Below are 13,782 nucleotides of genomic sequence, written 5' to 3'. Positions count from 1 at the left end.
AATGTGGGAGGGGGCTTGCTCCCGATGGCGGTAGGCCAGATACAAATTTATTGACTGGTACACCGCTATCGGGAGCAAGTCGAGTCGTCGCGCCGCCCCTTCCACATTGGATCTCTATTGCTTCCGAAGGATTTGCTTGTTCATGAGAATTTCCAAGCTGTACCTGCTGATTGCCCTGGTCACCAGCGGCAATGCGTTCGCCGCCGACCTGGCGCTGACCCCGTGGGCACCCAGCCTGAAGGCCGAAGCCGTGGCCTTCCTGCCCAACGCCACCGAGCGCGTGGCTGCCAGCACCCGTGACGGCCTGCAACTGCTCGACAGCAAGGGCGCCGAGCTGGCGCGTTTCAAAGGTAATTTCAGCAGCCTCGACACCCGCGCCGCAGGTGCCCAGGTGCTGGTCGCCAGCCTCGACAACGACCGCCAACAGGCGCTGCTGATCAGCCTGGACAGCGCCGGCAAAAACTGGGGCAAGCCGCTGTACCTGCCGACCCGCGACTACCCGGTGAACGGCCTGTGCCTGTACCGCGACGCAGCGGCCAACCTGTTTGTGTTCCTAGTGGGCGAAGAGGGCAAGGGCGAGCAATGGCTGGTGGGCAACGGCTCGACGCTGCTCACCGATCCCCAGCGCGTACGCGGTTTGCCGCTGCCGCCGTCGGCGCAGTTCTGCCAGGTGGACGATGCCACCCAGCAGTTGCTGGTGAATGAAGAGAATGTCGGCTGGTGGGCCTACCCGGCGCACCCGGAAGCCGAGGTGAAACGCACGCCGGTGGCGCTGTTCGACACTCCCAAGCGCGAAGCCGGGGCCATGGCGTTGGTACCCGGTGGCGTGGTTGCGCTGGACCCGAAGACCGCCCGGTTACACCTGTTCCAGCACACCGGCGAGCGCTGGGTGGAGCAATCGAGCCTGGGCCTGCCGGGCCTGAAAGAACCGGAACAATTGGCGATCAATGGCCGCCAGCTGCTGGTACGCGATGACGACAGCGGCACGCTCTACCAGGCCAGGCTCGACTGGCAGGCCACGCCCGTCGCGGCGGCTGCGGTGCTGCCGGAAGTCGCGGCCTTGCGCCAGAGCGACCCGGTCGGCCGCCAAGGCGATGCGGCGGATGACCCGGCGATCTGGATTCACCCGGAAACACCGGCCAACAGCCGTGTGCTCGGCACCAACAAGAAACAGGGCCTGCTGGCCTACGACCTCGACGGCAAGCTGTTGCAGGAGCTGGCGGTGGGCCGCCTGAACAATGTGGACGTACGCCCCAACTTCAAGCTCGGCGCGCAAACGGTCGACCTGGCGGTGGCGAGCAATCGCGACCACAACAGCCTGAGTCTGTTCAGCATCGACCGCCGTAGCGGCGAGCTGCGTGAGGCCGGTGAAGTGCCCACGCCGCTCAAGGAAATCTACGGTATCTGCCTGTTCCAGCCCGCCAGCGGCGAGATCTACGCGATTGCCAACGGCAAGGACGGCACCTTCCTGCAATACCGCCTCAGTGCGCCGGACGGCCGTGTGCACGGCGAGCTGGTGCGCCAGTTCAAGGTCGATAGCCAACCCGAAGGCTGTGTGGCCGACGACCAGCGCCAGCGCCTGTTTATCGGTGAGGAGGACGTCGGCGTATGGGCGGTGGATGCGCGCGCCGATCAACCGGCGACGCTCACCAGCGTGATCAAGGTCGGCCCGCAATTGCATGCGGATGTCGAGGGCCTGGCGCTGTACCAGAGCGATAAACATGACTACCTGGTGATCTCAAGCCAAGGCAATGACAGCTACCTGGTGGTGGATGCCGAACCGCCGTTTGCCGTGCACGGCGGCTTCCGTGTCGGCTTGAACGCCGCCGCCGGTATCGACGGCGCGTCGGAAACCGATGGCCTGGAAGTCACCGCCATCAACCTCGGCGGGCCATGGAGCCAAGGCATGCTGGTGGTGCAGGACGGGCGCAAGCGCATGCCCGAGCAAACCCAGAACTTCAAGTTCGTGCCCTGGGCCGAGGTCACCCGCGCATTGAAATTGCCGTGAACCGTCATCAACCGGTCATCACTTTTTAATCGAATGGGAGATTCACTATGCACGCGACGATGGAACATATGACGATCTGGGGTTTGATCAGCGACGCCAGCCTGTTGGTCAAGGCTGTCATGGTCACCTTGCTGTTGGCGTCCTTGCTCAGTTGGTACTTGATTATCCAGCGCGGCAGTGTGTTGCGCCGCCTGGAACGGCAGTTGAATACGTTTGTGCAGCGCTTTCGCGCCGCGCCGGATTTGCAGGCACTGTCCCGTGAGATCCAGCAGGCGGGCGAGGGCGGCATTGCGCCGATCTTTATCGCAGGGGTCCAGGAATACCAGCACCTGCACAGCCATGACCCGGCGGTGCTTGAAGGCGTGGAGCGGGCCTTGCAGGTGGCGATTACCGAGCAGGAAATCGAGCTGGAAAAGGGCCTGCAATTTCTGGCGACCGTGGGTTCGGTGAGCCCTTATATCGGCCTGTTCGGCACGGTGTGGGGCATCATGAATTCCTTTATCGGTCTTTCCCAGGTGCAACAGGCGACGTTGTCCACCGTAGCGCCGGGCATCGCCGAAGCCTTGATCGCCACGGCCATCGGCCTGTTTGCGGCGATCCCGGCGGTGATCGCCTATAACCGCTTCGCGGCGCGCGGCCAGACTCTGCTCACCCGTTACTACGCCTTCGGCAACGAGCTGCAAGTGCGCCTGCACCGCACCCTGCGCGGTACGTCGATCAACCTGGCCGTCGCCGCCTGAAAGGAGCAACTCCCATGCTAGTCAGGCCGCAACGCAAGCACGGGCCCAAGGCCGAGATGAACGTGGTGCCGTATATCGACGTGATGCTGGTGCTGCTGGTGATCTTCATGGTCACCGCGCCGATGCTGACCCAGGGCGTGAAGATCGACCTGCCCAAGGTAGCCGCCGAGGCGTTGGCTACCGACACCCGCCAGCAGATCCTCACGCTGTCGGTAAAGGCCGACGGTGGCTACTACTGGAACCTCGGCGGCGAACTCGATACCCAACACCAGACCGACAGCGCCGTGAGCCTGGATGAAATGGGCGCCAAGGTCATGCAGGTGGTGGCGGCGCGCAGCGACACCCAGGTCTATATCCGCGCCGACGACAACGCCGGTTACGGCCGTGTGGTCGCGGCCATGGCGGTGTTACAGAAGGGTGGAGTCAGCAACCTGGGGCTGGTGACCGAGGCCCCGCAATGACGGCGATGATCATGCACAGTCCCTCCCTGACGATGGCGCCCCGGGATGCTTCCGGGATTTGGAGAAACAGCCTCGCCGCCAGCCTGGCGGTGGCGCTGCACGTCGGCGTGCTGGCCGCGTTGATGCTGGGCTGGTCGACGGAGAAGCCTGTGGTGGATGCCCCTCGGGTGATGCACACGCAGTTGGTCATGCTGCCACCGGCGCCAGCGCCCGAGCCTGAACCGGTGGTGGCTGCACCCGCACCGCCGGAGCCGGTGGTGATGCCGGTGCCGGTGCCGACAAAGCCCACGGTCGACCCGCAGGTCCAGGCGCAAAAACTCGAGAAAGCCGCCCTGGCGCGTAAACGCGTCGAAGACAAGAAAATCGAGCAGCAGCAGGAACGCCTGGCCAGCGAACAACGCAACCGCGAGCTGGAACAACAACGCCTCAATCAGCAACGCCTGGCCGCTGAAAAAGCCCGGGTTGCCACACCCGCGCCAGCCCCGGCACCCGCCTTCGACAGCCGCCAATACCAACCCCTGAGCAAGGAGGCACCGGACTATCCCGAGCGCGCCCTGGACAAGAACATCGAAGGCGACTGCACCTTGGAGTACAGCGTCAACACCCAAGGCCGCGTGGAAAACCCCAAGGTGCTGGACGGCTGCCACCCATTGTTTATCCGGCCGTCACTGGCGGCGGCGAACACTTTCCGCTACCAGCCGAGGATCGTTGATGGCAAGGCCGTGGCCGTACCGGCAGTGCGCAACACCTTCCACTATCGCATCAAATGATATTTCCCCGTCGACCCAATGCCAGTCAGTTAAGGCATTTTGTAGGAGCGAGCAAGCTCGCTCCTACAGGAGGCGATGTACGCTTAACTGACTGGCATTAGGGCATGCCCCCTCCCGCATGGATTTTGTGGTGTTTGGTCAGGCGACTTTCTGCTCGCGTTCAGCAATCAGCTGTCGGGTGAGGGGGATCAACCGCCTGCCATAGTCGATTGCATCATTGAGCGGATCAAACCCACGAATCAGGAAGGTGGTGATGCCGAGGTCGTAATAGTCGACCAGCGCCCATGCTCGTCCACGGTAGGGGCCGCGACAGCCGGTGTAAAATGCCGTTTGGTTCTAACCTAACTATTAAAATATAGAATCATGTTTGTATGCAGTGATCAGTAAATTGCATTTTGAAGGCGTTGCTGACGTTAGATAACGTTGTGTTTTTTTCGGGCCTGAGGTCTGATGAGCGCCGAAAACGGCACCTCGAAGGTTAGGCAGTGATGCGGGCAGAACTTGCGCAATATGGCGGCATTACGGTCATGATTCCGGCCGCACTGGTGATTGCTGTCTGGTTAAGGTATTCCACGCCGTGGGCATTGCGGGCCTGGATAATAACGCTGGGTATTACTTATTCGATCGTGGCGGCCAGCAAGTTGCTGTTTAAAGGTTGGGGCTTATCCTTCCAGCACTTGGATATTGCTGTAATAAGTGGCCATGCCATGAACACCTGTTTGATGGTCACGGTGGCAACGAGTGTGCTGGCCCGCCAGTTCAACTTGGCCTGGCGTTGGCCGGCGGCGTTGGCGGGATCAGTGATAAGTATCGGGTTCAGTGCTTATTGTGTCGCGCCTTATATACATCCGCTGAATGAAGCCCTGGCCGGTGCTGCATTGGGGGCGACAGCCGCCATTGTGTTTCTGTGGCGTGTTGATGCCGCACCCATCAAGGTATCCCCAGCGTTCATCGGCGGCGGGCTGGTGTTTTTGCTGGTCTGTGCGCTGGTGCCCAAGTACAACGCGGAGTTGCTGCTCAACCGCGTCGCGGTGATCCTGTCAGGTGCCGACCAGGCCCATCAAGAGCCTGCCTGGCGGCTGGAAACGGCGCACAGGAAGGCCGAGTAAGTCGCCAGGTCCAGCGCCAGGTTGCTTTCCACCATCAGCGCGAGCAAGGTCGTCTGCGCGTTGAAGCGTTGCGCATTGCCACGGCGCCGCGCGCGTTTCATCTGCTGGAACAGCGCATGGGTAATCTGCTGGGGGGAACTGCCTCGCAGCTGGTCCAGCCAGCGGCCGATGGCCCGGGTGTTGCGCTGGTACTGCGCGCCCAGCACCGGCTCGGCAAACCCCTCGAATATCCCCGTCAGCCGGCGCAGCGCATAGCCGCGTCTCAAGCCTGCCCACAGGTTCATGGCCGCTCCTCGGTGCCGCAGATATTGGCCAGCAGTTCAGCGGTCTTGACCTGCATGAACTGGCTGTCGCCGCGACTTTCCACGCACAGGCACACGGACAGCGGATCACTGACCTGCAACTTGAAACGCCAGTCGGCGAAGACCATGGAAAATCCGGCGCCGGAGGCATCGCTGTCCAGTGAGTTATCGGCATACAGCACCTGGATGCGCTCGATGACATGGGTTGAGTCATGCACTTCCACGTGAATATTTCCCGAAGAAGGAAATAGGCCAATACGTTCTACCAATAACTTTGACGTGTTCATGGCCGTCTCCTATCTGGTGCATTCAAATGGCACTTTATTATGGGGCGATGAAAAAATACCGGAATGTTATTTTTAGTCGGGTAATGCGGTGGTTGTTATTTTTTGTCTTGCGCGATAGATGGTCTCTGTTTGTAGGCTGTGGTCATAATTACTCGGTAGTTAGTTGCCGGTTATTAAATAAGGTCGTCCCTTTTGCCGAAGAATAAGTGTGCGGTGCGTGGGAGGTTGCCTTGTTCAAAAAGATATTGATTGTGTGCATCGGCAACATCTGCCGCAGCCCTACGGCGGAACACTTGCTGGGTGCCGCGCTTACGTCCTCCGAGATCACGGTGAGTTCCGCCGGCTTGGCGGCGTTGCGTGACCATCCGCTGGAGCCGATGGCCGGGCAAGTGTTGCAGGAGCATGGGCACGTCCCCCGGGCGCACAAGGCGCGGCAACTCAGCGTTGAAGCGGTGAGTGAGGCCGACCTGATCCTGGTGATGGAACAACGGCACATCGACGGCGTGCTCAACCTCGCCCCCGAGGCGCGGGGCAAGGTGTTCCTGTTGGGCAAGTGGCAGCACGATCGCGAGATCACCGACCCCTATCGCCAGGGCAAGCCCGCCTTTGTGCAGGCCTATGCCTTGATCGAACAGGCCGCACAGGCCTGGGCCCAGCGCCTGGCGCGCTGACGCTCCCTCTTTAAACGATTGCAAGGACGAAGACGCGATTTATGCATTCACCCCAGAACGCTTCCCCTGAAAGCCCTCACCGTGACGAGATCGATGTGCTCGGCATGCTTGGCACCCTGATCGATCACAAATGGCTGATCGCAGGGATCACCGGCACCTGCATGGTGATCGGCGCCGCCTACGCGATTCTGGCGGCGCCGGTGTACCAGGCGAATGCGTTGATCCAGGTGGAACCGAAGAAGAACGACATGCTCGGTTTCTCCGACGTCAGCAGCCTGCTGGGCAAGGAGTCGCCAGCGGTGACCGAGATCGAGCTGATCAAATCGCGCACCATCATTGGCAAGACCGTCGATACCCTGGCGCTGGATATCACCATCACGCCTCAGCATTTTCCGTTGATCGGTGGCTTCCTCGCGCGGCGTTATGCGCCTGAACACAAGGGCGATATTGCGCCACCGCTGTTCGGTTTCAGCCGCTACTCGGCGGGTGGCGAGTCCCTGGTGCTGAGCAGCTTGAACCTGCCGACGGCGTTGCTCGGAACCAAGCTGGTACTGGTGGCCGGCGAAGCCCAGGCCTACACGTTATTTGATGAGGACGGCGTCGAGATCGCCTCGGGTCGCGTCGGCGTGCCGTTTGCCGCCGAGGGTGTCGAGGTGCTGGTCAAGGAGCTGCGGGCCAATCCGGGCGCGCATTTCAAGATCGTGCGCAAGCCGCGCCTGGACGCGGTGGCCGACTACCAGGACCTGCTCACCGTGATCGAGCGCGGCAAGGAGTCGGGGATCATCAGCCTGTCCCTGGAGAGCACGCGCCCGGCCCTGGCGGTGCGGACGCTGAATGAAATCTCCAACCTGTATGTGAAGCAGAACGTCGACCGCACCTCGGCCGAGGCGGCGCAGAGCCTGTCGTTTCTCAATGACCAGTTGCCCCAGGTGCGTCGCGACCTGGAGAAGGCCGAGAACGCCTTGAACCGCTTCCAGACCCGCAGCAAATCCATCGACATCAGCCTCGAAGCCAAGGCCATGCTCGACCAGGTGGTGGCCCTGGACACCGGCATCTCCGAGCTCAAGCTGCAACAGGCCGAGATGGACCGCAAGTTCACCCCCCAGCACCCGGCTTATCGTGCCTTGATCGCCAAACTGGCAGAGCTCAACGCCAAGCAGGCGCAGATGACCAAGCGCGTCGAAGGCTTGCCCACGACCCAGCAGGAATTGCTCAGCCTGACCCGCGACGTGCAAGTGGGCACCGAGATCTACACCCAGTTGCTCAACCGCTCCCAGGAGCTGGACGTGATGCGCGCCGGCACCGTGGGCAACGTGCGCCTGATCGACAGTGCCGATGTCAACCTGGCCAAGCCAGTGGAGCCGCGCAAGGTCATCGTGGTGCTGCTGGCGATGCTGCTCGGCGGCATGCTTTCGGTGGGCATCGTGCTGGTGCGCAGCCTGCTCAACCGTGGCCTGGAAAGCCCGGATGACATCGAGAAACTCGGCCTGCCGGTGTACGCCTCGATCCCCTTCAGCCTCTTGCAAAAGGCCGAGGAAACCAACGCCGCCAAGGGCCGCTCCGCCGCGCCGTCGCTGCTGGCGCTCAACCATCCCCATGACCTGGTGATGGAAGCCATGCGCAGCCTGCGCACCAGCCTGCACTTCGCCATGCTCGAAGCCAAGAACAACCGCCTGATGATCACCGGCCCGAGCCCCGAAGTGGGCAAGACGTTTGTCTCGGCCAACCTGGCGGCGATTGTCGCGCAGTCGGGCCAGCGCGTGCTGCTGATCGATGCCGACATGCGCAAGGGCTACTTGCACAAGATGCTTGGCAAGGCGGTGGAGGCGGGGTTGTCCGACCTGCTTGCCAAGCGCTGTGATTTGCAGGAAGCGATTCACCCCACGGCAGTGGAGCGTTTCGACTTCATTGGCCGTGGGCAGATCCCGCCCAACCCGTCGGAACTGTTGATGCACCCCAACTTTGCTGCGTTGCTGGCCGAAGTCAGCGAGCGCTATGACCTGGTGATCATCGACACGCCGCCGTTGCTGGCGGTGACCGACGCCGCGATTGTCGGGCGCCAGGCCGGCACCAGCCTGATGGTTACGCGTTTTGGGGTGAACTCGGCGAAGGAAATCGAGTTGACCCTGCGCCGCTTCCATCAGAACGGCATCGAGCTCAAAGGCGCGATCTTCAATGGTGTGGAAAAACGCCGGTCCGCCAGCTACGGCTATGGCGACTACGGCTACTACAGCTACGCCTATCAGTCCGACAAGGCCTGATGACCATGAGCAAAGTGCTTGAAATGCCGCGTTCGTTGTCGCGACGGTTTCGCCTCAACGTGCTGAGCTACGGCTACACCCAACTGGTGACGCTGGCGGCGCAACTGGTGCTGGTGCCGTTCTTCCTGCACGCCTGGGGCACCGGGCGCTATGCCGATTGGCTGGTGCTCACCGGTATTCCGTCGATGCTCAGCCTGCTGGACCTGGGGGTGGCCCAGGCGTCGGCCACCAGCGCCACGTTGCGCGCCAGCCAGGGCGATGTGCCGGGGGCGCGGCGCAGTGTGCAGACCGCGCTGGCCTTTACCCTGGCGGTGGTTGCGCTGGTGCTGGTATTCGCCCTGACCCTGGGCCAGTGGCTCGACTGGGTGTCACTGCTCGGGCTCAAGACACTGACACCCGAGCAGGCCAGCCTTGTGGTGCTGTTCATGTCCGGCTACCTGTGCACGCGCTTGCTGGGTGGGCCGATCGACGCCTGGTTTCGCACCATCGACAGAACGGTCGGCGGCGTCTTCATCATGGCCAACCGCAGAACCCTGGACATTGTGCTGTCCATCGTCGTGCTGCTGCTCGGCGGCTCCGAACTGCAATTGGCCCAGGGCATGTTCCTAAGCCAGGTGCTGTTCCTGGTGCTGGTGACCCTGTTTGTGCGGCGGATTTCACCCTGGCCTTTGCTGGGGCTGGCGTCGGCGTCCTGGGCCGAGTTTCGCGGTATCTGGAAACCGGCGCTGGGCAGCGCGGCGATCCCGCTGGCACAGGCGATCACCCTGCAAGGCGGCCTGCAAGTGCTCAACCAGATCGCTGGCCCGGCGGTGGTGGTGGGTTACACCATGGCGCGCACCTTGATGCGCCTGATCATCCAGTTAGGCATCACCTGCAGCAACGCCCTGACCCCGGAGATCTCACGGCTGGCCGGGCGCGGCGAGTTCGAACAGGCGCGACGCTTTACCCAGCGCGCCAGCTCCCTGGTACTGGGCCTGTGCCTGCTGGTGTATGCCGCCGGGATCTGGGCCGGGCCGCAGATCATCCTGCTGTGGAGCCATGGTCTGGTGCAGGTCGATCGCCTGTCATTGGCGCTGATCGGCTCCCATACGATTTTGAATGTGGCCTGGTTCATCCTCGCGGCGATGCTGATCTCCACCAACCGCCACACCCGCACTTCGGTGATCTACGCCTTGAGCAGCGTCGCGGCCTTGCTGCTGTGGCTGGCGTGCAAGGAACGTATCGATCCGCTGCTGGGCGCGTCGCTGTTGTTGTCGCTGCCGGAACTGGTGGTGTTGGTGTACCTGCGGGTGATTCGCGTGGGGGAGGTGGGCCCATGATGCTGTCCCAGGCGCGCCTGACCCTCTACTTGCCACTGACGTTCTTCGCCTTGCCCCTGGCGCTGAGCAACAACCTCTCGCAACCCTTGGCGCTGCTGCTGTTGCTGCCGTTCGTGGTGTACGCGGCGCGTGGCTTTACCCGCGCGCTGCCATTGCTGGCGCTGGTGGTCGCGTCCAGCGTGTTGCAGGTATTGGTGAGCAGTGGGGCGAAGATCTCGCTGTACCAGTTCCTGCGTTCCGGTATTCCGTTTTTCTATTTTGTGCTGCTGTTGGCCGGGTACAGCTATGTGTTGGCCAATCTGGAAAAAATCGCGCTGGCCCATAGCGTCAACTACCGGCGCATCCTCGAACGCATCATCTATATCTTCGCCCTTGGCCAGTTACTGCAGGTCAGCCTGTACGGCGTGGGTATCGACCTGACTAACGCCGCGTCCAAGTCCAGCGACGAAGTCGGGCGGATCATGTTGTTCCCCACCAGCTCGGCGGTGCTGCTGTTTTTCTATGCCTGTTGCCATCGCAGGATCGGCTTGATGCTGATCCTCGCGGTCACGCTGCTGGCCGCCGGCTCCAAGACCATCCTTGCGGCGATGGCGGTGATGATCCTGTTGTCGGCGATTACCCAGCGCAAGCTCAAATCATTGGCGGTGCTGGTGGTGGCCATCGCTGCGCTGGGCACGCTGACGTTCTATGCCAGTCCCTTGGCGGTGTCCCGCTTTGCCACTTACCTGTTTGAGGAGAAGGGCGAGGACGTGACCCGAGCGTTCGAGATCGCCCATGCCAAGGAATCGTTTCTCGACAACCCCGCCACGGTGTTCCTGGGCAATGGCCTGGCCAAGCAATTGACTCCCGGCGTGCCCACCAATGACGAGCGCTGGTTCGAGAACTCCAAGTTCGATATCGAGAACGGCTACTGGGGCGTGACCGCCAAACTGGGTGTGGTCGGCGTGGCGCTGTTTTGCCTGCTGTTCAGCAGACTGCCGCGCAACCCGGTATCGCTGGCCGTGGTGGCGATCCTGCTGATTTTCTCGTTCAAGACCAGCTACCAGTTCTTCACCACCTTCGATGGCAGCTACTTGCTGGTGTGGTCGATGTTTATCGGCCTGCTCAACAAGGCTGCGCCTGCACGCCAGGCTGTTTACCCAAATTACTTACTGAAACAGGCTGGATCATGAACGCACCTGCAAGCCCTATCAGGGCCGGGATACTGACGTACCACTTCAGCGAAAACTTCGGCGCGGTGCTGCAAGCCTATGCCTTGCAGCGCTGGCTGCAGCAACAGGGCTTGCAGGTGAGCCTGATCAACTACCACCCGGCCTACGTGGAGGATGGCAGCGAGGTCCGCCAGCTGTTCAACCCACGCCAGCTCAAGGCCAACCTCAAGGCCCTGTACCTTAAGGCCCTGGCGTTGAAAACCCGGCTGCTGGGGCCCAATGCCCAGTCGCGCCAGTTCCAGGCGTTCAAGACGCGCTTCCTGAATATCCAGGCGTCGCGCTATGTCCATGCCGACCAGCTCAACCAGGCGGTGGCCGGCCAGCAGTTGCTGGTGGCCGGCAGTGACCAGATCTGGAACCCTTCGGGCCAGACCGGCCTCGATCCGGCGTACTTCCTGGCCTTTGATTGCGACAAGGCGATCCGGCGCATTTCCTATGCCGCGAGTTTCGGCAAGGAGTACCTGGAGCCGCAGTACCACGCCGAAGCCGAGGGCCTGCTCAAGCAACTGTCGGCGATCAGCGTGCGCGAGGAGAGCGGAGTCAGCATCGTGCAACAGGTCTCGGGGCTGGCTGCCCAGTGTGTGCCGGACCCGACGCTGTTGCACCGTGACTATTCGGCGCTGCTCGCCACGTCCACCCAGACCCGCACCGGCCACGTGTTCTGTTATGCGCTGCGCACCGGCGTGGGCGTGCGCGAAGTGGCCCAGGCGCTGTCGCGGCAGGTGGCCGGGCCGATTGTCTCGCCGTACAACGCTCACCGGCGCTGGCGGCAGATCGGCGAGACCGTGCAGATGGGCCCGCAGGATTGGCTCAAGTTGCTCAAGGAGAGTGCCTACGTGGTGACCAACTCCTTCCACGCCACGGTGTTCGCGATCATTTTCGAGAAGCCGTTTATCGCCGTGGGGTTGCCGGGCAACAAGGCCTCGCTGAATGCCCGCGTGCGCAACCTGCTGGAGAAGCTGGAACTGTCGCAACGCTTCCTGCCGGCAGACAATGCCGACCAGGTGCAGGCCTTGATCGCGGCGCCCATCGACTGGGTGGCGGTGCGGGCCCGGCGCCAGGCCCTGCAACAGGTGGGCGAGCGCTACCTGTTGGAACAACTGGCGGCGATCCGGCCATGAGCGACTTCGCGCAACTCAAGTACGTCGATACGTTGCCGCGCAGCAACAAGGCGCGGCGCCTGTTGTGGGGCATCGTCTACCAGCTGCTGTTTCGCCCCACGCCGCGCTGGATGCTGCACAACTGGCGGCGTTGGCTGTTGCGCTGCTTTGGCGCCAAGGTCGGCGTGGGCTGCCGCATCGCGCCCACGTGCAGCATCTGGGCGCCGTGGAACCTGGAGATCGGCGACTACACCGCCATCGGCGATGGGGTCGATGTGTACGCCATGGCCAAAATCACGTTGGGCTCCAAAGTCACCATCAGCCAGCGCAGCTTCCTGTGCACCGGCAGCCACGACACCCGCAGTCTGCTGCGGCCCCTGGTGACCCGCGAGATCGTGATCAAGGACCACGTGTGGGTCGCCGCCGAGGCCTTTATCCACCCCGGTTGTGTGCTGGAGGAGGGCTGCGTGGTCGGCGCGCGCTCGGTGGTCACGGCAAGCCTGCCCGCCTGGATGATTTGCGTCGGTGCGCCGTGCCGGCCCCTCAAAACGAGAGACATCGCACTATGAAGCAGGTGAAACGCATGATGGATAAGGCATGGAAGTTGATGTATTTCGTCAGCGAGTTTTTTCGCGACATGCTCACGTTTATTCGCCACAACGGTTACTCGCCGCTGGAAAGCCGCAACAAGAAGCTGTTCTACAAAATCCTCATCGAAACCCACACCGTGGAAAAAGGCCTGTCCCTCAAGGAACCCAAGCCGCTGTTCGGCAAGGACAAGATTAACGGCATCATCCATATGCTCAACGACTACGACCGCACGTATTCGGCGTTGCCGGTGGAGATGGCCCTTGGCGCCTTCCAGGGCTACCTCGACCTGCACCGCACCCTCGGTATCAGCGACGATTTTGTGTTTTACCTGGATGCCTATGTAGAGCACCTCAAGCGCGACGGTACCGCCGGCAGCGGCGGCATCAAGCACGCGGCGACGTGGCTGGGCAACGGCGGGCTGGATGCCAAGGCGTTCCTGCAATCGCGCTCCAGCTGCCGCATGTTCCAGGCCGGCAAGATCGACAGTGGCCTGCTGACGTCCCTGGTGGAATTGGCGCAGTCGTCACCCTCGCAATGCAACCGCCAGTCATCGCGGGTGCATGTGTATCAGGACCGCGCGGTGATCGCGCAGTTGCTTGAACTGCAAGGCGGCTCGCGCGGGTTTGCGCAGTCGGTGGACAACCTGTTTGTGGTCACGTCCGAAGTCACCGCCTGGGGCGGCGCGGGGCAGCGCAACCAGCTATACGTCGACGGTGCGTTGTTTTCCATGGGCCTGCTGCTGGCCTGTCACGCCAATGGCCTGGGCGCGTGCCCGCTGAACCTGGCGATCCTCAATTCGGTGGAAAAGAAGATCCGTGGCATCGGCGCCATCCCGGCCAGCGAGCGGTTGATCATGATGATCGCCGTGGGACTGCCCCTGGAAAGCCACTTCCGGGCCGCGCGTTCACCGCGCCGGCTCACCACCGAAGTCCTGCAGATGCACGGTGGCTGA

14 protein-coding genes and 1 pseudogene are annotated in these 13,782 nt (G+C 62.3%); 12 read left to right on the top strand and 3 right to left on the bottom strand.

Annotated elements, in window-relative coordinates; all coding sequences use genetic code 11:
- The first annotated feature begins 142 nt into the window (after nucleotides 1-142).
- Genes M2397_RS09885 through M2397_RS09870 form a run of 4 tightly spaced genes read left to right on the top strand, consistent with a single transcriptional unit; the run spans nucleotide 143 to nucleotide 3,979 of the window.
- The gene (locus M2397_RS09885) at nucleotides 143-2,008 is read left to right on the top strand and encodes a phytase (protein WP_131699233.1); all 1,866 of its coding nucleotides are present in this window, start codon (nucleotides 143-145) and stop codon (nucleotides 2,006-2,008) included.
- Nucleotides 2,009-2,055: 47 nt separating this feature from the next.
- A complete protein-coding gene (gene tolQ, locus M2397_RS09880; protein ID WP_259242761.1) occupies nucleotides 2,056-2,748 on the top strand; it encodes a protein TolQ in 693 nt (230 codons plus the stop codon).
- 14 nt (nucleotides 2,749-2,762) lie between these two features.
- Nucleotides 2,763-3,209 carry a protein TolR gene (gene tolR, locus M2397_RS09875; RefSeq protein ID WP_027607142.1) on the top strand — a complete coding sequence of 149 codons (447 nt, stop codon included), beginning with the start codon at nucleotides 2,763-2,765 and terminating at the stop codon, nucleotides 3,207-3,209.
- The gene (locus M2397_RS09870; RefSeq protein ID WP_184742620.1) at nucleotides 3,206-3,979 is read left to right on the top strand and encodes an energy transducer TonB; all 774 of its coding nucleotides are present in this window, start codon (nucleotides 3,206-3,208) and stop codon (nucleotides 3,977-3,979) included. The genes tolR and M2397_RS09870 overlap by 4 nt, the downstream gene beginning before the upstream one ends.
- A gap of 138 nt (nucleotides 3,980-4,117) precedes the next feature.
- On the opposite strand, the pseudogene M2397_RS09865 reads toward M2397_RS09870, so the two are convergent.
- Nucleotides 4,118-4,267 (bottom strand): annotated as a pseudogene (locus M2397_RS09865) (alkanesulfonate monooxygenase); the annotation flags it as partial.
- A gap of 200 nt (nucleotides 4,268-4,467) precedes the next feature.
- On the opposite strand from M2397_RS09865, the gene M2397_RS09860 reads away from it, so the two are divergent.
- A complete protein-coding gene (locus M2397_RS09860) occupies nucleotides 4,468-5,088 on the top strand; it encodes a hypothetical protein (RefSeq protein ID WP_260403599.1) in 621 nt (206 codons plus the stop codon).
- On the opposite strand, the gene M2397_RS09855 is transcribed toward M2397_RS09860, so the two are convergent.
- Both M2397_RS09855 and M2397_RS09850 read right to left on the bottom strand, forming a co-directional pair.
- Nucleotides 5,040-5,372, bottom strand: coding sequence for a hypothetical protein (locus M2397_RS09855; RefSeq protein WP_145337473.1), 333 nt, complete (start codon nucleotides 5,370-5,372; stop codon nucleotides 5,040-5,042). The genes M2397_RS09860 and M2397_RS09855 overlap by 49 nt on opposite strands.
- Entirely contained in the window at nucleotides 5,369-5,677 is a 309-nt protein-coding gene (locus M2397_RS09850) for a phosphomannomutase (RefSeq protein ID WP_256663551.1), read from the bottom strand. The genes M2397_RS09855 and M2397_RS09850 overlap by 4 nt, the downstream gene beginning before the upstream one ends.
- Nucleotides 5,678-5,907: 230 nt before the next feature.
- On the opposite strand from M2397_RS09850, the gene M2397_RS09845 reads away from it, so the two are divergent.
- Genes M2397_RS09845 through M2397_RS09815 form a run of 7 tightly spaced genes read left to right on the top strand, consistent with a single transcriptional unit; the run spans nucleotide 5,908 to nucleotide 13,782 of the window.
- Complete coding sequence (locus tag M2397_RS09845; RefSeq protein ID WP_184742615.1) at nucleotides 5,908-6,348, top strand: low molecular weight protein-tyrosine-phosphatase; 441 nt, start codon at nucleotides 5,908-5,910, stop codon at nucleotides 6,346-6,348.
- Between the two features lie 41 nt (nucleotides 6,349-6,389).
- Nucleotides 6,390-8,609 (top strand): polysaccharide biosynthesis tyrosine autokinase, encoded by a 2,220-nt coding sequence (locus M2397_RS09840; RefSeq protein WP_259242760.1) that lies wholly within the window; start codon nucleotides 6,390-6,392, stop codon nucleotides 8,607-8,609.
- Between the two features lie 5 nt (nucleotides 8,610-8,614).
- Nucleotides 8,615-9,928, top strand: a complete 1,314-nt coding sequence (locus M2397_RS09835; protein ID WP_145337476.1) for a lipopolysaccharide biosynthesis protein — start codon at nucleotides 8,615-8,617, stop codon at nucleotides 9,926-9,928.
- Nucleotides 9,925-11,100 carry an O-antigen ligase family protein gene (locus M2397_RS09830; protein WP_259242759.1) on the top strand — a complete coding sequence of 392 codons (1,176 nt, stop codon included), beginning with the start codon at nucleotides 9,925-9,927 and terminating at the stop codon, nucleotides 11,098-11,100. Before M2397_RS09835 ends, M2397_RS09830 begins: the two co-directional genes overlap by 4 nt.
- Nucleotides 11,097-12,260 carry a polysaccharide pyruvyl transferase family protein gene (locus M2397_RS09825; RefSeq protein WP_259242758.1) on the top strand — a complete coding sequence of 388 codons (1,164 nt, stop codon included), beginning with the start codon at nucleotides 11,097-11,099 and terminating at the stop codon, nucleotides 12,258-12,260. The genes M2397_RS09830 and M2397_RS09825 overlap by 4 nt, the downstream gene beginning before the upstream one ends.
- Nucleotides 12,257-12,808, top strand: a complete 552-nt coding sequence (locus M2397_RS09820; protein WP_145337479.1) for a putative colanic acid biosynthesis acetyltransferase — start codon at nucleotides 12,257-12,259, stop codon at nucleotides 12,806-12,808. Before M2397_RS09825 ends, M2397_RS09820 begins: the two co-directional genes overlap by 4 nt.
- A gap of 14 nt (nucleotides 12,809-12,822) precedes the next feature.
- Complete coding sequence (locus tag M2397_RS09815; protein WP_184742608.1) at nucleotides 12,823-13,782, top strand: nitroreductase family protein; 960 nt, start codon at nucleotides 12,823-12,825, stop codon at nucleotides 13,780-13,782.

This window comes from Pseudomonas sp. BIGb0381 (genome assembly GCF_024809815.1).
Classification (GTDB): domain Bacteria; phylum Pseudomonadota; class Gammaproteobacteria; order Pseudomonadales; family Pseudomonadaceae; genus Aquipseudomonas.
The sequence above is the reverse complement of the archived record's forward strand: the minus strand, read 5'-3'. Positions and strand labels throughout refer to the sequence as shown.